The organism is Nonomuraea sp. NPDC004186 (assembly GCF_053603495.1).
Genome location: NZ_JBSGFQ010000102.1, coordinates 24775 through 45294, shown reverse-complemented (window position 1 = coordinate 45294; position 20520 = coordinate 24775). Strand labels below are relative to the sequence as shown.

At 71.4% G+C, this 20520-nt stretch carries 17 protein-coding genes; 15 read left to right on the top strand and 2 right to left on the bottom strand.

Annotation, left to right across the window (positions count from 1 at the left end; genetic code table 11):
* Positions 1-45 precede the first annotated feature (45 nt).
* The 9 genes from hisI to ACWEPL_RS50370 all read left to right on the top strand — a co-directional run bounded on the left by hisI (position 46) and on the right by ACWEPL_RS50370 (position 10129).
* Complete coding sequence (gene hisI, locus ACWEPL_RS50410) at positions 46-393, top strand: phosphoribosyl-AMP cyclohydrolase (protein ID WP_350726255.1); 348 nt, start codon at positions 46-48, stop codon at positions 391-393.
* 8 nt (positions 394-401) lie between these two features.
* A complete protein-coding gene (locus ACWEPL_RS50405) occupies positions 402-1004 on the top strand; it encodes a Trp biosynthesis-associated membrane protein (protein ID WP_452440549.1) in 603 nt (200 codons plus the stop codon).
* A gap of 111 nt (positions 1005-1115) precedes the next feature.
* The gene (locus ACWEPL_RS50400) at positions 1116-1766 is read left to right on the top strand and encodes a DUF4190 domain-containing protein (RefSeq protein ID WP_452440548.1); all 651 of its coding nucleotides are present in this window, start codon (positions 1116-1118) and stop codon (positions 1764-1766) included.
* Positions 1767-1926: 160 nt separating this feature from the next.
* Positions 1927-2520, top strand: a complete 594-nt coding sequence (locus ACWEPL_RS50395) for a CD225/dispanin family protein (RefSeq protein ID WP_452440546.1) — start codon at positions 1927-1929, stop codon at positions 2518-2520.
* A 23-nt stretch (positions 2521-2543) separates the two neighbouring features.
* Entirely contained in the window at positions 2544-2975 is a 432-nt protein-coding gene (locus ACWEPL_RS50390) for a DUF2752 domain-containing protein (RefSeq protein ID WP_363963766.1), read from the top strand.
* A gap of 130 nt (positions 2976-3105) precedes the next feature.
* Positions 3106-3945, top strand: coding sequence for an indole-3-glycerol phosphate synthase TrpC (trpC, locus tag ACWEPL_RS50385; RefSeq protein ID WP_452440545.1), 840 nt, complete (start codon positions 3106-3108; stop codon positions 3943-3945).
* A gap of 20 nt (positions 3946-3965) precedes the next feature.
* Complete coding sequence (trpB, locus tag ACWEPL_RS50380) at positions 3966-5189, top strand: tryptophan synthase subunit beta (protein WP_452440551.1); 1224 nt, start codon at positions 3966-3968, stop codon at positions 5187-5189.
* A gap of 73 nt (positions 5190-5262) precedes the next feature.
* On the top strand, positions 5263-6057 hold the full coding sequence (gene trpA / locus ACWEPL_RS50375; protein ID WP_452440544.1) for a tryptophan synthase subunit alpha: 795 nt from the start codon (positions 5263-5265) through the stop codon (positions 6055-6057).
* Positions 6058-6193: 136 nt separating this feature from the next.
* Complete coding sequence (locus ACWEPL_RS50370; protein ID WP_452440543.1) at positions 6194-10129, top strand: endo-alpha-N-acetylgalactosaminidase family protein; 3936 nt, start codon at positions 6194-6196, stop codon at positions 10127-10129.
* A 9-nt stretch (positions 10130-10138) separates the two neighbouring features.
* On the opposite strand, the gene ACWEPL_RS50365 is transcribed toward ACWEPL_RS50370, so the two are convergent.
* Positions 10139-10666 (bottom strand): TetR family transcriptional regulator, encoded by a 528-nt coding sequence (locus ACWEPL_RS50365; RefSeq protein ID WP_452440542.1) that lies wholly within the window; start codon positions 10664-10666, stop codon positions 10139-10141.
* 217 nt (positions 10667-10883) lie between these two features.
* On the opposite strand from ACWEPL_RS50365, the gene ACWEPL_RS50360 reads away from it, so the two are divergent.
* From ACWEPL_RS50360 to ACWEPL_RS50335, 6 genes are all read left to right on the top strand, one after another.
* The gene (locus ACWEPL_RS50360; protein WP_192792298.1) at positions 10884-11369 is read left to right on the top strand and encodes a MauE/DoxX family redox-associated membrane protein; all 486 of its coding nucleotides are present in this window, start codon (positions 10884-10886) and stop codon (positions 11367-11369) included.
* On the top strand, positions 11356-12114 hold the full coding sequence (locus ACWEPL_RS50355) for a DsbA family protein (protein WP_363963772.1): 759 nt from the start codon (positions 11356-11358) through the stop codon (positions 12112-12114). Before ACWEPL_RS50360 ends, ACWEPL_RS50355 begins: the two co-directional genes overlap by 14 nt.
* A 110-nt stretch (positions 12115-12224) precedes the next feature.
* Entirely contained in the window at positions 12225-13319 is a 1095-nt protein-coding gene (lgt, locus tag ACWEPL_RS50350; protein ID WP_452440540.1) for a prolipoprotein diacylglyceryl transferase, read from the top strand.
* Entirely contained in the window at positions 13316-14020 is a 705-nt protein-coding gene (locus ACWEPL_RS50345) for a VIT1/CCC1 transporter family protein (protein ID WP_355191814.1), read from the top strand. The genes lgt and ACWEPL_RS50345 overlap by 4 nt, the downstream gene beginning before the upstream one ends.
* A 1955-nt stretch (positions 14021-15975) precedes the next feature.
* Positions 15976-16716, top strand: coding sequence for a hypothetical protein (locus tag ACWEPL_RS50340; protein ID WP_363963778.1), 741 nt, complete (start codon positions 15976-15978; stop codon positions 16714-16716).
* A gap of 337 nt (positions 16717-17053) precedes the next feature.
* Entirely contained in the window at positions 17054-17641 is a 588-nt protein-coding gene (locus ACWEPL_RS50335) for a hypothetical protein (RefSeq protein WP_452440539.1), read from the top strand.
* A 334-nt stretch (positions 17642-17975) separates the two neighbouring features.
* Here the strand turns inward: ACWEPL_RS50335 and ACWEPL_RS50330 are convergent, their stop codons facing one another.
* Positions 17976-19520: a bis-aminopropyl spermidine synthase family protein gene (locus ACWEPL_RS50330; protein ID WP_452440538.1), complete on the bottom strand. Its 1545-nt coding sequence runs from the start codon at positions 19518-19520 to the stop codon at positions 17976-17978.
* Between the last annotated feature and the right edge of the window lie 1000 nt (positions 19521-20520).

The window sequence follows — 20520 nt, the reverse complement described above, 5'->3', positions numbered from 1 at the left end:
GTGCCCGATCAACCGGGCACGCGGGCAGGCTGGTTGAATGGACGCATGTCCCTTGACCCCAAGATCGCCGCGCGGTTGAAGCGCGACGCCGACGGCCTGGTCGCCGCCATCGCCCAGCAGTACGACACCGGCGAGGTGCTCATGCTGGCCTGGATGAACGACGAGGCGCTGCATCGGACGCTCACCACCGGCCGGGCCACCTACTGGTCCCGCAGCCGCGCCGAGCTCTGGGTCAAGGGCGGCACCTCCGGCCACGTCCAGCACGTCAAGGCGGTGGCCCTCGACTGCGACGGCGACGCCGTCCTCGTCAAGGTCGACCAGGTCGACGGCGCGTGCCACACCGGAGACCGCACGTGCTTCGACGCCGACCAGCTCGAGATCCCGCTCGGATAGCAGGCCGCATGGGGCACAGAGAGCTGTGGAGCTGGCTGGGGGCGACCGTCCTCGGATGCGTGCTCGTGCTGTTCGGCGCGAGCCGGGCCTGGGTGCGGATCCTGGAGCCGGGCGTGGCCGCGCCCACCGGAGCCGAGCTCAGCCCCGTCCTGACCCCCGTCGCCCTGGCCGCGCTGGCCGGGGTGGTGGCCGTGCTGGCCACCAAGGGCGCGGGGCGCCGCGTCGTCGGGGCGCTGGTCGCCCTGTGCGGGGCGGGCGCGGCGGCCGGGACGTGGACGGCGCTCGGCGGCGACACGGTCACCGGCTGGCTGCGCGAGCAGAACGTCCTGCGCGGCGCCGCCGACCTCCCCTGGGAGGCCGCCCCGCTCTGGCCGGCGGTCACGGCCGCCGGAGCGGTCCTGGTGATCGCCGGCGGGATCGTCGCGATCGTGCGCGGCGGCAGGTGGGCGGGCATGTCGGCGCGCTACGACAGGGGCACCGAGACGGGCGCCGGCGGGGGCGCCAATGGGGGCGCCGATGGGGGCGCCGGCAAGGCCCGCGCCGAGGTCAAGGACGACCGGGCGCTGTGGGACGCGCTCGACCGCGGCGACGACCCCACCGACTCCCGCTGACTCTCAGCGCTATGACGATTTCTTTACTGTTCTGAACCTCTGTCTGCTTGGCAAACGTTTCCTCAATAAGCTGCCGTTGCAACTCGCCACGAACACTTAGGAGCCAGGCGCATGAGCTACGGGGATCAGGGCAGCGGCGGCGGCTACGGCGCGCAGCAGCCCGGCGGTGGGTACGGCCAGCAGCCCCCCAGCGGCGGCGGCGGTTACGGCCAGCAGCCGCCCAGCTACGGGGGTGGGTACGGGCAGCAGCCACCGACCGGGGGTGGCGGTTACGGGCAGCAGCCTCCGAGCTCGGGCGGGTACGGCCAGGGCGGGTACGGGGAGCAGCCGCCCAGCTATCCGCAGGAGCCGCTCGGCTACGGCCAGCAGCCCCCGAGCGCCGGCGGCTACGGCCAGCAGCCCCCCAGCTACGGCCAGCAGGCCTACGGTCAGCAGGGCTACGGCCAGCAGGGTTACGGCTACGGCGCGCCGCCCCAGCAGCCCAGGTCGACCAACGGCATGGCGGTGGCCTCGCTCGTCCTGGGCATCATCGGCCTGATCTTCTGCGGGATCACCAGCATCCCGGGCGTGATCCTCGGCCACATCGCCCTCAACCGGATCAAGAAGACCGGCGAGGAGGGCTCGGGCATGGCCGTCGGCGGTCTGGTCACGTCCTACATCACCGTCGTGATCTGGGTGCTGTGCTGGCTCATCTTCGGCGGGCTCATCCTGTCGATGATCGGGCTCAGCGCCGCCGCCACGTCGTCCTCGTACGACTACTGAACCGGCCGGTAACCCTCCGCGAGTGTGGCCGGACCGTGACGAGCCGCTTGCGGTCCGATTACGAATTGTCCGCAAAATGGACGTTCTTCCACGTAGGGGGCGTATCCTCGCTAGGCTGCCGCGCGCAACTTGCCACGGATAACAACATGAGAGGTCCTTCATGAGTTACGGCAATCAGGGCGACGGCGGCTACGGCTCGCAGCCGCCCGGCGGCGGTTATGGCCAGCAGCCCCCGAGTGGTGGCGGCTACGGCCAGCAGCCTCCGAGCGGCGGCGGTGGCTACGGCCAGCAGCCCCCGAGTGGTGGCGGCTACGGCGGTGGTTACGGCCAGCAGCCCCCGAGCGGCGGCGGTGGCTACGGCCAGCAGCCCCCCAGCGGTGGCGGCTACGGCCAGCAGCCCCCCAGCGGTGGCGGCTACGGCCAGCAGCCCCCGAGCGGTGGCGGCTACGGCGGTGGTTACGGCCAGCAGCCCCCGGCCGGTGGCAACCCGCCGGACAACCACCTGGTCGCGGCCATCCTGACCACCCTGTTCTGCTGCCTTCCCCTGGGCATCGTGTCGATCGTCAAGTCTTCGCAGGTCAACTCGAAGTGGCAGATCGGCGACTTCCAGGGTGCCGCGCTGGCGAGCGAGGAGGCCAAGACCTGGTGGAAGCGGTCGTTGATCGCGGGCATCATCTGGTGGGTGCTGGTCATCCTCTTCTACGTGGTGGTGTTCGTCCTCCTGGCCGCCAGTGTCCCGAGCTCGAGCTACTGAGCCGGAAGGCGGATACTGAGAGCATGAGCATCGCAACAACCGAGCGGCGCGGCGCGGCACGTCTCAAGGGCCTGCTCGCGCCGCTCGGTGTTGCGGGCGCGACGGGCGCCGTGTTCGCGTTCGTCGGGATGGTGGACCCCAACCAGCCGGGCCACTACCCGACCTGCCCGTTCCTGTGGCTCACCCACCTCTACTGCCCGGGCTGCGGCACGCTGCGGACCATCCACGCGCTCGCCCATCTCGACCCGGCCACCGCGCTCGGGATGAACCCTCTCGCCGTGGCCATGATGCCGTTCCTGCTGTTCTGGTGGGGGAGATGGGTCGTACGCGCCTGGCAGGGCAGGCCGAGACGCACCACGCTCGCCCATCCGGCGTGGCTGTGGGCGTTCCTCGCCCTCGTCATGGTCTACTGGGTCGTCCGTAACCTGCCGTTCGGGGCGTTCCTCGCTCCGTAGGGACTCCCAGCCGGGGGGCCTGTGGTGAGGTGACCCCGTGCGGGCCGATACCATCGCAGGACAAGGCAGAGAGCGGACGCGACGCGAACTCTCCGCCGCCCCCACAGTCGACCGGAGGGACCTCAAGCGCGTGAGTGAGCGGACGGAAGGGCCGAGTGTCCTCGACGACATCCTCGACGGGGTGCGCGCCGACCTCGCCGCACGTCAGCAGGCCGTGTCCATTGACGAGCTCAAGCGGCGGGCCGAGCGTGCCCAGGCGCCCAGGGACGCCATGGCCGCGCTCGGGGGCGACAGGATCTCGGTGATCGCCGAGGTCAAGCGGTCGAGCCCGTCCAAGGGCGCGCTGGCCGCCATCGCCGACCCGGCCGCGCTGGCGGCCGACTACGAAGAGGGCGGCGCCCACGTCATCAGCGTGCTGACCGAGCGGCGCAAGTTCGGCGGCAGCCTCGAAGACCTGGCGGCGGTTCGCGCCCGGGTCGACATCCCGATCCTGCGCAAAGACTTCATCCTGACCTCCTACCAGCTCTGGGAGGCCCGGGCCCACGGCGCCGACCTGGCGCTGCTGATGGTCGTCTGCCTGGAGCAGGAGGCGCTGGTGTCGCTGATCGAGCGGGCCGAGTCGATCGGGCTCACCCCGCTGGTCGAGGTGCACACCGAGGAGGAGCTCGAGCGGGCGGTCGCCGCCGGTGCCCGGGTCATCGGGATCAACGCGCGCAACCTCAAGACACTCGAAGTCGATCGCGAGGTCTTCACGAAGCTGGCGCCCAAGATCCCCGATAATGTGATCAAGATTGCCGAGTCGGGCGTGCGCGGCCCGCACGACCTGCTCGCCTATGCCAGGGCCGGCGCCGACGCCGTCCTGGTCGGGGAGAGCCTGGTCACCGGCAAGGACCCGCGCAAGGCAGTGGAGGCCCTGGTGACCGCCGGCGCCCATCCAGCGACGCGCCCCGACCACTCAGCAGAGGGATAGCAGTGGCACACGAAGGCTCCATCCTGACCGCCGCCGACCTGACGGGCAACGGCCCGCTCGGCGACGACCCAGACGTGCACGGCAAGTTCGGCATCTTCGGCGGCCGGTTCGTCCCCGAGGCGCTCATCCCGGCGCTCGACGAGGTGGCCGCGGTCTACGAGAAGGCCAAGAACGACCCGGAGTTCCTGCGGGAGTTCGACCATCTGCTGCGCACGTACGCGGGCCGGCCGACCACGCTGACCGACGTGCCGCGCTTCAGCGAGCACGCCGGCGGCGCCAGGATCGTGCTCAAGCGTGAGGACCTCACCCACACCGGCGCTCACAAGATCAACAACGTGCTCGGCCAGGCCCTGCTGACCAAGCGGCTGGGCAAGAAGCGCGTGATCGCCGAGACCGGCGCGGGCCAGCACGGCGTGGCCACCGCCACCGCGGCCGCCCTGCTCGGCCTGGAGTGCGTGATCTACATGGGCGCGGTCGACTGCGAGCGCCAGGCGCTCAACGTCGCCAGGATGAAGCTGCTCGGCGCCATCGTGGTGCCGGTGACCAACGGCTCCCAGACGCTGAAGGACGCCATCAACGAGGCGTTCCGCGACTGGGTGACCAACGTCGACTCCACCCACTACCTGTTCGGCACGATCGCGGGGCCGCACCCGTTCCCCGAGATCGTCCGCGACTTCGCGCGCATCATCGGCGTCGAGGCCCGCCGCCAGATCCAGGAGCTGACCGGCGGCCTGCCCGACGCGGTGTGCGCGGCGGTCGGCGGCGGCAGCAACGCGATCGGCATCTTCCACGCCTTCCTCGGTGACGAGGGCGTCCAGCTGCACGGCTACGAGGCCGCCGGGCGCGGCCTGGAGTCCGGCGAGCACGCGCTCACGCTCACGGCCGGCTCGATCGGCGTGCTGCACGGCTCGCGCACCTACGTGCTGCAGGACGACGAGGGCCAGACCATCGAGTCCCACTCGATCTCGGCCGGGCTCGACTACCCGGGCGTCGGCCCCGAGCACGCCTGGCTGAAGGATTCGGGCCGTGCCACCTACCACGGCGTCACCGACGACGCGGCGATGGCCGCGTTCTCGCTGCTGGCCAGGACCGAGGGCATCATCCCGGCCATCGAGTCCTCCCACGCCCTGGCGGGCGCGCTGGAGCTGGGCCGCGAGCTCGGCCCCGAGGCGACCATCCTGGTCAACCTCTCCGGCCGCGGCGACAAAGACATGGGCACGGCGATGAAATACTTCAACCTCTGACGAGCCGCCACCCCGGCGTGGGGTCCCGCGCCGGGGGATAACTGGTGGGACTCGACCTTCGAAACGGACAGACATGACGACTCTTCAGACGGTTTTCGCCAAGGCGAAGGCGGACAACCGGGCCGCGCTCGTCGGCTACCTGCCCGCGGGCTTCCCCTCCAAGGGCGGCGACGTCGCCGCGGCAGCGGCCCTGGTCGAGGCCGGCTGCGACGTCATCGAGATCGGCCTGCCCTACTCCGACCCGCTCATGGACGGGCCGACGATCCAGGACGCGGTGCACCGCTCGCTGGTCAACGGCACGCGCATCGCCGACGTGCTGCGCACGGTCGAGGGCGTCGCCGCCACCGGCGCCGCCACGCTCGTCATGACCTACTGGAACCCCATCGACAAGTACGGCGCCGAGCGGTTCGCCCGCGACCTCGCCAACGCGGGCGGCGTGGGCACGATCACGCCCGACCTGACGCCCGAGGAGTCGGAGCCGTGGCGGGCGGCGTCCGCGTCCGCCGGCATCGACACGGTGTTCCTGGTGGCGCCGAGCTCGACCGAGCAGCGCATCAAGGCCGTCGTCGACTGCTGCACGGGCTTCGTGTACGCGGCCTCGCTGATGGGCGTCACCGGCGCCAGGGAGAGCGTCAACATCGCCGCCGAGGGCCTGGTCGAGCGGACCCGGGCGCACACGGACCTGCCGGTGTGCGTGGGCCTCGGCGTGGGCACGGGCGCGCAGGCGGCCGAGGTGGCGACCTACGCCGACGGGGTGATCGTGGGGTCGGCGTTCATCCGCCGCATCCTCGACGCGTCCGACGAGGCCGAGGGCCGGGCCTCCATCGGAGCCCTGGCCAGGGACATGGCCCAGGGGGTCCGCCGGTAAGGGCGCTTTACCGCCTATGTGACGAAATTTCGGGATTGCTGCAAGGATTTGGCGCGTAGGTCCTTGGCGTGCGGTCCGGGGCGGGTGATGATCGGGGCCCCGAAGCGGTGTGACGCACGACCCCGAAAGGACACCGATGCGTCCCAGCCCCCTCACGTTCGCAGCGGCCCTCGCACTCGCGGTCACGGCCATGACCGCCCCGGCGTCCGCCGATCTCGTCCCGGCGTCCGTCGGTCCTGCCCCGGTGTCGGTAGGCCCCGAACCGGCGTCTGCGAGCCCCGAACCGGCGGCCACCCCGCCGCCCGACGCGGAGCCCACCCCGACGTACGAGTTGCCGTCCCCGGAGACGCCGCCCACCGGGACGCCCCCGCCCAGCCCCACCGCGCAGAACGAGCCGCCCAGGCCCGCGCGGGTGGCCCGGCCGATCGCGATCTCGTCCCCGGCGCTGCGCGTCGAGCTCGACCCGGACTTCCCGCGCGTCCTGAGCTACACCGACCGGGCCGGCGGCGCCACGCTCGGCGGCAGCGTGGGCGTGCCCGCCGTCGTCCTCAACGGCCAGGCGCGAGCCGCCACCGTGGCACTGACCGGGAACGACGGCGCGACCGCCCGCTACCGGCTGACCTTCCCCGATCTCGGCGGCGTCGCGCTCGGGGCGAGCATCGGCGTCAAGGGCCGGGTGACGACGTTCCGGATCGACTCGGTGGCCGACACCGAGGCGTTCCGCGTCAACACCATCGACCTGCCCGGCCATGACCTGGTGTCGGTGTCGAGCGCGCAGCCGGGCGCGGCGACCGCGTTCACCCGGCTGGACCCCAACTCCACCCGCACCGCCGACGTCTTCGCCCAGGTCACGCCGGGCACCGCGCCCGACGACGGCCCGGTCGGGGCCACGTACGCGATCGTGAACACCGACCGGCTGGCCGCCGCGATCGAGACGAACTCCACCTACGACCGCCCCTCGGGCGTCACCGACCGGGACGCCGCCAGGCTCTGGCACCAGGCCAGGAAGGACGCCGGTGGCACCGTCTCCGTGGGCGTGTGGAGCGGCCAGTGGACGCACCGCGCGACCGGCTCGCCGTTCACCGAGGAGCCGCCCTGGGCCAAGGTCGTGGTCACGCCCGACGCCAACGGCGACGGGACGCTCGACTGGCAGGACGGCGCGGTGGCGTTCAGGACCGTCGCCGTCAAGGCGGCCGGCGCCGAGCGGACCAGGGACCGCGTGGTCACGCACATCCCGTTCAACTTCTCCAGCCAGGCCACGCACCCGTTCCTGCGCACCCTGGACGACGTCAAGCGCATCTCGCTGGCCACCGACGGCCTCGGGCAGCTCGCGCTGCTCAAGGGCTACCAGTCGGAGGGCCACGACGCGGCGCACCCCGACTACGGCGGCAACTACAACCGGCGCGCCGGCGGGCTGAAGGACCTGAACACGCTGCTCAAGGCCGGCAAGGGCTGGAACGCCACGTTCGGCGTGCACGTCAACGCCACCGAGTCCTACCCCGAGGCCAGGAACTTCAGCGAGCAGCTCGTCGACAAGGCCGCCAAGGGCTGGAACTGGCTCGACCAGGCGTACCTGATCGACCAGCGCGGCGACCTCACCAGAGGCACCCTGGCCGGGCGCTTCGCGCAGCTGCGCGCCGAGACCGACCGCAACCTCGCGGTGCTGTACGTGGACGTGTTCAGGCCGTTCGGCTGGGTCGCCGACCGGACGCTGGCCGAGCTGCGCGAGCAGGGCTGGCAGGTGACCACGGAGTGGTCGGACAAGCTCGAACGCGCGTCCCTGTGGTCCCACTGGGCCAACGACCTCAACTACGGCGGGGTCACCAACAAGGGGCTGAACTCCCAGATCATCCGGTTCATCCGAAACGACGAGAAGGACGTCTGGAACGCCCACCCGATCCTCGGCAACGCCCGCATCGTCGAGTTCGAGGGCTGGCAGGCGAAGAACGACTTCACCGCGTTCTACCGCAACATCTGGGAGCACAACCTGCCGGTCAAGTTCCTGCAGCACTACAAGATCATGGACTGGAACGCGGACGAGATCGTCTTCTCCGGCGGCGTGCGGGGCACGTACCGGGACGGGAGGCGCGAGCTGTTCGCCGGCAGGCACAAGGTGCTCGACGGGGGCGCCTACCTGCTGCCGTGGCAGGGCAGGTACTACCACTACAACCCGGCGGGAGGGGTGACGACCTGGGACGCCGACCGGCCGATGACCGTCTACCGGCTCACCGGCCAGGGCCGCGTGGCGGTCGGCACGGTCACCCCGGAGCACGGGAAGATCACGTTGCGGGCGGAGGCGGGCGTGCCGTACGTGCTCTATCCCGGCAAGGCGCCCCGGCAGCCGGACCCGGACTGGGGGCAGGGCGCCGGCGTGCGCGACCCCGGCTTCAACGGCGACCGGCTCGCCGGATGGACCGTCACGGGCCCCGTGAGCGTCCGCGAGAACGACCTGGGCCAGCGGGTGGCGCTGCTCGGCGGCGGGGCGCGGGCGCGGCTGGAGCAGCGGCTGACGGGCCTGCGGCCCGGCCGCACCTACACCGCCTCCGCCTTCGTCGAGGTCGAGCCGGGCAGGACCCGCGAGACCACCCTGGAGGTCGCCGGGCAGGCGGTGACCGTCAGCCGGTCCACGGCCAGGAACTACATCGCCTCCGACGAGAAGCACGACACCTTCTTCCAGCGGGCCAAGGTGACCTTCACCGCGCCCGGCACGTCGGCCACGCTGCGGATCACGGCCGCCGCCGCGGACGGGGACGTGCGGGTGGACGACGTACGGCTGTTCGAGCGGGAGCCGGCCGGTGACGTGGAGACGTTCGAGTCGAACGAGCCCGGCTGGGGGCCGTTCGTGAAGGGGGACGCGGGCGGGTCGTTCGACGCGCGCACGCACCTGTCCGAGCGGCACGAGCCGTACACGCAGGCCGGGTGGAACGGCAAGACGATCGACGACGTGCTGAACGGCGACTGGTCGCTGAAGGCGCACGAGGAGCGCCAGGGGCTCATCTACCGCACGTTGCCGTGGACCGCGCGGTTCGAGCCGGGGCACGCGTACGAGGTGTCCTTCGCCTACCAGAGCGCGCAGGCGGACGCGTACCAGTGGGTGACCGGCTACGACAAGGGCGGCGCCGGCGTCGAGACGCGGCGCACGCCCATCCCCGAGCGGCGGACCACGGGGACGTTCAGGGAGCGGGTGGTGGCGGGGTGCGGGGACGTGTGGGTCGGGCTGCGCTCGCTCAAGGCCGAGCAGGCCGGGGCCGACTTCGTCCTCGACGACTTCTCCGTGACCGACCTCGGCGCGGCGCCGGACGCGCAGGCGTGCGGGTCGCTGGAGGTGGTGCCCGCCGGCGTCTTCGAGCAGGGAAGGGCCAACGAGGTCGTCACCACGTTCACGAACCTCGAGGACTCGACGGCCCAGGACGTGCGGGTGACGCTGGACGTACCGGACGGGTGGACGGTCACCGGCGACGGGACCGGCGTCGTGGAGCCGGGCGCCAAGTTGACCACGACCTGGCAGGTCACCCCGCCCGCGGACGCCTCCGGGAGCTACGAGCTCGGGGCCGCGGCCGGCTACTCCGTGGGCGGCGTGGCGAAGCGGCTCACCGCGTCCGCGACCGTGCGCACGCCGCCCCGGCCGCCCGCGGAGGACGCCTACGCGAGCGACCTGGAGTGGGTGACCGCGGACAACGGCTGGGGGCCGGTGGAGCGCGACCGGTCCAACGGCGACACCGGCGAGGCCGACGGCGGGCCGATCGTCATCGGCGGGCGGACGTTCGCCAAGGGGCTCGGCACGCACGCGCCGGCCAGGGTTCGCTTCCACCTGGGTGGCGCGTGCACGGGGTTCACGGCGTTCGTAGGGGTCGACGACGTGCAGGCCACGCGGGGGTCCGTACAGTTCGCCGTGGTGGCGGACGGGGTGGAGAAGGCGCGCAGCCCGGTCCTGCGGGCCGCCGACGCGGCGTACGAGCTGAGCGCCGACCTGACCGGAGCCCGTTACGTGGACCTGGTGGCCGGGGACGGCGGCGACGGGAACGGCAACGACCACGCCGACTGGGGCGAGGCCAGGTTCGCGTGCGGCTGAGCGGGCCCCTCAGGCCCGGACCGCCCTGGCGAACAGCGCGGCCAGCCCGTCGGCGTACTCGTCCGGGTCGGCGTCGGGGTCGGCCTCCAGCAGGAACGGCAGCCCGTCCAGCGCGCGCTGGACCGCCATCGCGGTCACCCGCACGTTGAACGCCCCGAACTCGCCGCTCTCCTGCCCCCAGACCAGTAACCGCTCGAGGTGGGACAGAGCCGACAGGCCGGTGGCCCCGGGGCGGTGGTTGAGGAGGATCTCCGTGGCGGCGCGCATCTCGGCGCGGTGCTCGCTGACATACGCCGCTAAGGAACGGATGTACGTCTCCAGCGCCGCGCCGGCCGTGCGCTGTGTGCTCACCCGCTCGGCCATGAACGCCGAAAGCCGCCCCTGGATCGTCGCGATCACCTGAGCGATCAGCTCGTCCTTGCCCGCGAAGTGGTACGAGATCAGGCGCGTGCTGCTGAGCCCGGCAGATCGGGCGATCCGGGCGAACGACGCCTGATGGTAGCCGAGCTCGGCGATCGTCGCGATGGTCGCCGTCACGATCTGCGCTCGTCTTGCGGAGCCCGTGACCGTTACTTGCATGAGTAAATTTTTACTTGACTGCGTAATTCCCGCAAGAAACACGGCTTAGCCGGTGCTTATCCGCCGCGTGGTCATATGGATTCCCGATACTGTGCCCATCCCGGCGCAGAGAAAGAGGAGATGGCGTGTGGACGCGTCACTATCGTCACGCAGAGAGTTCTCGGCGATACCCTGGGTGACGACCGTCGCCCGGCTGGTCCTGGGCGGGGTGCTGATCGCGGCGGGTGGGCTCAAGATCGGAAACCCGGCCGATTCGGTCGTGGCGGTCAAGGCTTACCAGCTGCTGCCCGAGTCGATCGCCGTCACGGTGGGCTACGCCCTGCCGATCCTGGAGATCGTCGTCGGGCTGCTGCTGGTCGTCGGTCTGCTGACCAGGGTGGCCGCGGTGATCGCCGGGCTGCTCATGTTCGCCTTCGTGTTCGGCATCGCCTGGGCCTGGGCGCACGGTCTGCGGATCGACTGCGGCTGCTTCGGTGGCGGCGGCCAGCTGGGGGTAGGGGAGGAGCCGACGTACTTGCTCGACATCCTGCGCGACTTCGGGCTCGTGCTGCTCGGCGCCTGGGCGGTGCGTTTCCCGCCGGGCCGTTTCGCGCTCGACGGCGCCCTTGGACTGGGGGGCGACAATCGTATTGAAGGGGATGACGACGATGAGCAAGGCTGAGCGCACCAAGACGAAGACGGCGCGCGAGAAGATCAGGGAACAGCAGGCCGAGGCACGCCTGCGGGAAAGGCGCAGGCGCATCGCCACGTACGTGACCGCCGGGGCGGTCGCGGTGGCCGCCGTCGGGCTCGGCTGGTGGTACGCGGCCAGCAACTCGCAGTCCGAGCAGGCCGCCGGAGCGCTCGCGTCGGTCACGGTGCAGCCCGACGGCTCGGTCGTGATGGCCAACCAGGGCGTCGCCGGGCCCGTGGTCGACATCTACGAGGACTTCCAGTGTCCCGCCTGCAAGGAGCTCGAGCGGGTCAGCGGCCAGACCTTCAAGAACCTCGCCGCCGAGGGCAAGGCCAAGGTCGTCTACCACCCGATCACGATCTTCTCCCAGGAGCCGACCAAGTCCAACTCCGTACGCGCGGGCAGTGCCGCCCGATGTGTCGCCGACGGCAAGCAGTGGGTCGCCTTCCATGACCTGCTCTACCAGAACCAGCCGTCCGAGACCGAGGCCGGCTTCACGGTCGACCAGCTGAAGAACTGGGGCAAGCAGGCCGGGGTGACCGCGCCGGGCTTCGACCAGTGCGTCGCCACGCAGAAGCACGCCGACGCGCAGCTCTCGTACAGCAAGAAGATCATCGATGCGCAGAAGATCGACCATACGCCGACGGTGAAACTGAACGGCAAGGAAATCGACAATCCCGTACTCTTCAGCCCGCAAGATCTGCGCGAAGCGATTACGAAGGCGGCCAAGTAGTCTCTCTTCCGCTACCCTCACGTGACATGCCCCTTGCCTCGATTCCCAGCCCTTCCCAGGGGGTCTGGTATCTCGGAATCATCCCGATCCGGGCTTATGCGCTATGCATCGTGCTCGGCGTCATCGTCGCCGTCTGGCTGAGCGAGCGGCGCTGGCAGGCCCGCGGTGGCCAGAAGGGGACGATCGTCGACATCGCGGTCCCCGCGGTCATCTTCGGCCTGATCGGCGGCCGGCTCTACCACGTCATCACCGACTGGCAGACCTACTTCGGCAGCCGCGCGATCAAGGAGCCCATCCAGGCGCTGTTCATCTGGGAGGGCGGCCTCGGCATCTGGGGCGCGATCTCACTCGGCGCGCTCGGCGTCTGGTTCGCCGTGCGCAAACGCGGCATCTCCATGAGCGCCGTCGCCGACACGGTCGCGCCCGGCATCGCCTTCGCCCAGGCCATCGGCCGCTGGGGCAACTGGTTCAACCAGGAGCTCTACGGCTCGCCGACCACGCTCCCGTGGGGCCTGGAGATCGACGCCGACCACGGGGGCGAGCCGGGGGTGCTCTACCACCCGACCTTCCTGTACGAGTCGCTGTGGGACGTGGCGCTCGGCTTCGTGCTCCTCTTCGCGGGCCGGCGCTTCGCCCTGCGCCACGGGCGGCTGTTCGCCCTCTACGTCGCCGGCTACACGCTGGGCCGCTTCTGGATCGAAGGGCTGCGCATCGACCCGGTCGGCGGCGTGGACCACGCGGTGACGTTCCTCGGGCTGCGGATCAACCAGTGGACGTCGATCGTGCTGTTCGTGGCGGCGCTGGCGTACTTCTGGCTGTCCAGGAACCGGGACAGCGTGGAGATCGTGGCCCCGGCCGACCCGGCTCACCCCGCCGACCAGGCGGACGCCGACTCCGAGGACACGCAGGAGCCCACCTCGGCCGACGACGGAGAGGACGCTCCGAGCCCTCGACCATCGGCCGATACGTCCAAGGACCCCGAAGCCACGGACGACCCGGCTCCGGAGACCGACAAGACCACGGACGCGGAAGTCACGGACGCTCCGGTGCCGGGTGCCGAAAAGGCCGAGAAGCCTGAGCAGGCCGAGAAGGCCGAGGACGACGGAGCGAAGGATGCCCCGCCGCCGGCGGATGATGTGACCCCCGCCGACGGGGTAGAGGCATCTGACGCCGAAGTCGTGACGAAGGAGAAGAACTCGCGATGAGTGGTCGCGCGGAGATCCACCACCAGCATCGCGACGTCACCGGAGGCTGGTTGCGGCCCTCGGTGTTCGGCGCGATGGACGGCCTGGTGTCGAACTTCGCGCTCATCGCGGGTGTCGCGGGCGGGACGACCAACACGAAGGTCATCGCCCTCGGAGGCGTCGCCGGGCTCGCCGCCGGCGCGCTGTCCATGGCGGGCGGCGAGTACGTCTCGGTCGCCAGCCAGCGCGAGCTGGCCCAGGCCGAGATCGCCGTGGAACGGCGCGAGCTCGCCCGCCACCCTGACGACGAGCAGGCGGAGCTGGCACAGACGTTCGTCGACAAGGGCGTGGAGCCCGGCCTGGCCGCCGAGGTGTCCAGGCAGATCTCCCGCAACCCGGACCGCGCGCTGGAGGTCCACGCCCAGAACGAACTGGGCGTCGCCCCCGGCGAGCTGCCCTCACCGGTGGTGGCCGCGGTGTCGTCGTTCCTGTCGTTCAGCTTGGGGGCGGTGCTGCCCCTGCTGCCGTACCTGCTCGGCGCCAGGGACCTGGCGCTGTCGGCCGCGGTGTCCTGCGTGGCCCTGTTCGCGGCGGGCGCGCTGGTCTCGGCGGTGACGGCGCGCAGCTGGTGGTTCTCAGGGCTGCGCCAGCTCGTGGTGGGCGTGATCGCCGCGGCGGTCACGTTCGGCCTCGGCAACCTGATCGGGGCGGCGGGCCTGTGATGGCCCGCAGGAGAGCCGGTTCGGGCGGTCACGGCAGATCCTCCTCCGGCCAGGACGGCCAGGACGGCACGGGCCGCACCCGCGGCGGCCGCTCTCCCGGCAGAGACCAGGACAATCCCACCCCCGCCTCCGGCCATCCGACCCCAGACCCGAACGCCGCCGCCGGCCGGGCCGGCGGTAGTTGGCCTGCGCGAGAGGTGCAGGACGCGGGTGGTAGCTGGCCGGCGCGTGATGTGCAGGACACGAGCGGGAGTTGGCCGGCTCGGGATGGTGGCCGTGCTGGTGGTCGCCGGGCGGCGGGTTCGGATGGTGCTGGCCCGGCTGGTGGCAGTTGGCCTGCTCGGGATGTGCAGGACGCCGGCGGTAGCTGGCCCGCGCGGGACGTGCAGGATGCCGGTCGTGCTGGTGGCCGCCGGGCGTCGGGTGCCGATGGTGCCGGCCAGGCTGGTGCCAGTTGGCCCGCGCGAGAGGTGCAGGACGCGGGTGGTAGCTGGCCGGCCCGTGATGTCCAGGACACGAGCGGGAGTTGGCCGGCTCGGGATGGTGGCCGTGCTGGTGGTCGCCGAGCGGCGGGTTCGGATGGTGCTGGCCCGGCTGGTGGCAGTTGGCCCGCGCGAGACGTTCAAGACGCCGGTGGCAGTTGGCCGGCGCGGGATGTTCCAGATGCCGGCGGTAGTTGGCCGGCGCGTGATGTGCAGGACGCCGGTGGTAGTTGGCCGGCGCGGGACGTTCCAGACGCTGGTGGTACCTGGCCGGCCCGTGACGTGCAGGATGCGGGCGGCAGCTGGCCGGCGCGGAACCTGCAGGACGCGGGTGGTAGTTGGCCTGCTCGGGATGTCCAGGACGCCGGTGGCAGCTGGCCCGCTCGAGAGGCGCAGGACACCGGCGGTGCCGGGGGTCGCCGGGCATCAGGCTCGGATGACGCCGGCCGTACCGGCGGCGGCGGTCGGCCCGCGTTGGAGGGGCGAGGCAGCCGTCGTGCCGGTGGTCGCCGGTCGGCGGGCGCGGCCGACTCGGGGCGGGCCGGTCACGCCCGGCCGTCCGTAGACCCGGACGGTGGAGGCCAAGCAGCTGGCGGCTGGCCGGCGGCAGGCGCGGACGGTGGCTGGCAGCCGAGCGGCGACGGCCAGCCGACGCCGGGTGTAGGTGGCCGGCACGCTGGCGACGAGGGTAGGCCCAGCGCCGGTGCTGGTGCCGGTGCCGCTGCCAGGCCTGGCACTGGTCCTGGTGCCGCTGGCGGGGTGGGTGCTGGCGGGGCTGGAGTCGGCGGCGGTGGCTGGACTGCCGGAGGCCAGGGCGACGATGGTCAGCTGTTGGCCGAGGCGACCGGCGGCGGGCGGTTGCCGTCCGGTAAGAGCGGTGAAAGGCGTTCCGGGCGCAGGCGGGCGAAGACGAGCCACGGCGCGGATGACCAGTCGGCGAGCGGCGGCGACCGCGGAAACTGGGCAGCAGACGGCGACCTCGGAAACTGGGCGGCCGGCGGCGACGAGCCCGCGGCCGATGCGGTCGGCGGTGACTGGGCGGTCAGCGGTATGCGGTCCGTCACCGAGGGGACCCGACCCCGCAGATCCGGCGGCCGACGTTCGGCGGCCGAGACCGATGGAGGCCGTTCGGCATCCGGAGGCCGCGGTCGTCGTTCGGCGGCGGCCCATGGCGGCCGTTCGGCGGCTGAGACCGACGGCGGTCGCGCGGTGGCTGGGACGGAAGGCGGCCGCTCGGCAGCAGGTGCCGAAGGCGGCCGATTGGTGGCCGGCGCCGATGGTGGTTGGTCAGTGCTCGGGGCCGAGGACGATCGGTTGGCCGACGACGGTCCATTGGGCTTCGGGGCCGACGGTGGATTTGCGACTTCTGAGACTCGCGACGGGAAGGCCGATGGTGACGGGCGGCCTGGGAAGTTCTCGCGTACGCGACGGCGTCCGCCGCCTTCTGACTGGCAACTCCCGCTGCTCACCCACATGGGCTTGCAGCCCAAGCACCAGCGGCTGATCGTCATCATCGCCACGATCGTCGGCGTGCTGGCGGGCGGGGCCGGGCTGGTGGTCGCCATCAACTCCATCGGCGGCTACTCCCCGCAGCGGCAGGCCGGCTCCTCCATGATCGCGCCGGACACGGCGCTCCCGCACGTCTTCCGGGGGTGGGGTTCGCCCAAGCTGTTCGACCCCGTCACGGACAGGGCCAAGGACCAGCGGGCCCTGACCGAGAAGGAGGTGTTCGGGCAGAGCGAGCTCGCCGTGTCCAAGAAGCTCAAGCTCAAGCTGGTCACCAAGAAACTCGATTCCGACTGCTCGGCGGCGCTGTGGGGCGCGAACCTCCTCGAACTGGTGTCCGACGCCGGATGCACTCAAGTCGCCCGCGGCCTCTACGCGAGCTCCGACGGCCGGTACATCGGCCAGTACACGCTGCTCAACCTCAAGGACGGCAAGTCGGCCGCCGACCTGGTGGAGTCCTTGAAGACGCTCTACCGGGGCGGTTGGACGCGCCCCCTGGAGTCCGCCAAGGCCGCCTTCCCCGCCGGCGGCTACTCCGAGGCTGGCGGCTACGCCCTCGGCCACTACGTCGGCCTGGTGTGGCTGGGGAAGACCGACGGCGCGGATCCCGGACCCAAGGACGACTTCGTCTCACTCACTCTGGCGCTGCGCGGCGCGGAGAAGGCCGTCTACCGCCGCGTCGTCACGATCACCGGACCGTCCTCCTGATGCCGAACCACATACCCCCGAACAACACCCGCCCCTGGCACCGCTCCCGTAACGTCATCACGATCGCCAAGGACGGTTGCTGCCTGAGGTCCGGGAGAGTTGCCGCGATGGTGGAGGGCGGCGGCTCGGGGCCTGGGGATGTCGTCACGATCGCTGAGGGCGGTCGGCTGGGGCCCCGTGGAGTCGTCGTGATCGTGGAGGGCGCTCGCCCGGGGTCTCGGGATGACGTCACGATCACTGAGGGCGGTCGGCTGAGGCCTGGGGGAGTTGCCGTGATGGTGGAGGGCGGCCGCCTGAGGCCACGGGATGTCGTCGCGATTGCGGAGGTGACCTGCTGATGTCGCGTCGTGTTGTTATTCCCTTGGGGCTCGCCGTCGTGGCGGTCGTCGCGGTGACCGGTTGGCTGTGGCTACGGCGCGAGGATCCCAGGCCCGCCAGCTTCCACGCTGAGCCCACCTCCGCCTTCTACTCCGCCATCGACAAACGCCAGAACGACACCGCGCCTCTCACCCTGAACGAGGTCTTCACCCCGGCCACCCAGACCCTGGGCGCCATGCGTCTGGACGCCACGCAGCAGTTCAGCGACTGTGACGAGGTTCTCTGGGGGGTCTCGGCCACGGGCTGCACGCAGGCGCTCCAGGCTACGTACAAGGGGGGTGCGGTGGCGGGCCAGTTCGTCATCTTCAACCTGAGCGACGGGCGGGCGGCTGACGCGCTGGTGTCGGCGCTGGGCAAGGATGGCTTCGTACGGCAGGACATCGCGTTCGAGCCGGTCGGCAGCCGTGCCCAGGCGCGGGCGATGGGCCACTACGTGACTGTGAGCTGGGCCGGAGGATCGGCGCCCGCCCAGGACCTGGTGGCCACCCTCGTGGCGCTGGACGGTTTGGGGCGCGTAGTCCAGGGCCGCATCGTCGCCGCAACCTGAAGCCACCGCCACCCACCCGCCTCCGATGGCGACCCGCTCCTGTGGTGGCGACTCGGGGCGGCGGCCGCGACTGCGATGGCAACCCCTGAGAGAGGCGGAAGCCGCGACTGCGATGGCGACCCCTGACTGCGATGGTGGCCGGGACCCGCGACTGTGGCGGCGATCAGGGCGACTTGCGGCATCGGCCTGCTGCTGGCCTCGACCTCCACTGGACTCCACCTGGCTGGACTCCGCCTGACTGGGCCCGGCCTCGGCTGGACTTGGCCGTGGCGCATCGGCCTGGCTTTGGCAGTGGCTGGAAGCCCGGACTCCTCGGAGGGCGGGGTTTCCCGGGTCAGGTGGTTGTGGTCAGGGCCGAGATGGTTGTGGTGACTGCTTCGGGGAGGGCGGACAGGCGGTGGAGGGGGGCGTCCAGGGGGGTCAGGGCTTCCGACCAGGGCGCGGCTTCGGCGATGAGGGTGCGGGCCTCGTTCTTGGTCAGGGTCGAGCCTTGGGTACGGGCCACCGCGATGAGGGCCTCGCGCCATGTGTTGGCCAGCTTGGCGTGCCCGTTGTCCAGGATCCTGCGCAGTACCGAGGCCGCGTCGCCGGGCGGTTGTGGCAGGCGTACGGCGTCCAGGACGTCGCCGCCGGCGCTCAGCTTGTAGACGGTGGACAGCACGTCAGGCAGCGGCGGGAGGTCGGAGCCCACGACGCGTACGTGGGAGGCGCGGGTCGCCAGGAGGATGCGGGGGAGGGCGGCCTCCAGGCCCGGGGGCAGGGCCACGGCCACGCGGTCCAGGGTGGCGGCGTACGGCTTGGAGAGCCAGGTCGAGAGCCGGACCCGGGGCTCGGTGAGGTCCTTGGGCCATTCGCCCACCAGCAGGTCGGGGTCGAAGCCCTGGATGGCCTCCTGCGGGGCTGAGAGGACGTTATGGGCGCTTTCGACCGATTGTGGGCCTTGGGTGTAGATAGTGGTGGTTTGACGGCTCAGGCGGGACGTCACGGCCGGGCGCGTCTTGGTGGTGGGGCGGAGGATGTACATGTCTGCGGCCGAGCCGATAGCTTCTGCCCCGAAATATCGGTTGAAGTCAGGATAGATGGCTTCGTAGGCGAGGTTGAGGTCCGCCAGGGCCTGCTGGACCTTGAAGGCCAGCATCGGGGTGCGTTCGCTGGCTCCGTACGCGAGCAGGATGCGGCCGTTGTCCGTCAGCGCCTCGGCGGCGCGCGCCACGAACAGGCCCGTGCCCTCCGGCGTGTACGGCGGGTCGGTGAGCGCGAGGTCGTGGTCCCGGGCGGACGCGGGCAGGCCGAGGCGCAGGTCGGCCCAGCGGGTGCGGACGCCCAGGCGCTGGGCGTCGATGTACGCCAGGATGCGCTCGTCGATGTCGACCACCGTGACGTCGGTCTCCGGATGGATCAGCTTGACGGCCAGCGAGGTCAGGTCGTGGTCGCCGACGCACAGCAGGCGCGTGCCGGGGAGCCAGAAGCGGGCGCCGAGCAGCAGCGCCCGCCTCAGGATCGTTTCGGGGGTGGCCGAGACGTGGTCGAGCACGTGGCGGGCGCGCGGAGCCCGGGCCACGAGGTCTTTGAGGCGAGCGAGCTCGGAAGCGTAGTGGGGGAGCAGGTGGGCCACCGGATCCTCCGGCGGCGGGGCCAGCGCGAGGAGGTCCTGGTAGTCGTTGGTGTGGGTCAGCGGGATCCGGAACGCCTCGCCCTTCCGCTCCAGGGGGAGCTCGCGCAGGAGGGCCTCGACGGTACGCCTGGACGTGGCGGTCTCCCTGACCAGGTCGGCCAGCGTCCACCACTGGGCGTCGCACAGGAGGGTCAGGGCGTGCCGCAACCGCCTGCTGTCCGGCCCTGCCTCCGCAAGCAGGCGCTCTACCCCGTCACGCTCCATCAGATCCGCGCGGACTCCGCTGCCTGCCTCGGCCGGCGGAGGAGTCCGCGCTCCCTCCCTCCAGATTTTGTCGGCGCATGCCGATAGCGTGATGGTCTCGTTACTGAGGGTGGGAGGTGGTGGTGCACGGATCGTCCGCGTTCCTGCTGTGCCCCACCGGTGAGCAGGCGTACGGCGTGATCGATCGGACCGGGTGTGACGTCGCCGGTATGTCTGGAGCGAGATTGAGTGGATCGATCCTGGACGTGGGTCGGGGGGTGTCGGTGACGGTGCTTGTGCACGGGGCTGCCGGCATCTCCCGTGTGTGTTCTCGTCGCTCGCACTGTGCGCACGTCGATGACGACGGCGATGTCGATGTCGGCGCGTCGATCGAGCTTCGCGACGCTGCGCAGGCGGCTTGGCGAGAAGCCGCTCCCTTCGAGGAGCGGAGGAGTCACGAGGGCAACCCTATCGAGGTACGAGGGTGGACAGCCCGAGCGCGTGTCCGTGCGAGGCGTCGGTGTCCCCGGCCCGGCCACCCGTCCGTGCGAGGTGGTGGCGTCCGTGGCCCGGCCATGTGCCCGTGCGGGGAGGCGGCCCTGCTCTCTCGCGGTCATGGCGTGAGCGGGTGGCTCGGCGGTGGGGAAGGTCTGGGCAGGTGGGTTCGGCGGTGAGGGTCCGAGCGGGTGGTTCCGTGGTGAGGGAGGTCGTCGCGGAGTTGGCTGGCGTCGCGACATGTGGTGGCAGTCAAAGCGGGGTGGCTGTGGTGGTGGGTGGGAGTCATGAGGGCCGTGGGCGGTGGCGCGGGGGTGAGGCGGGGGAGTGATCGCGGCGGTGTGCCGGTTGAGGAACGGCGGATTGTGGTGGCTCTGGGGTGGGGGCAGTGGGTTGTGGCGCGCGTCAGGTGGGGAGCGGGGGATGGTGGCAGGGCGTGGGTGAAGCGGGGGAGTGATCGCGGCGGTGTGCCGGCTGAGGAGCGGGCGATGGTGGTGGCTCGTGGGTAGTGCGGTGGGTGATTGCG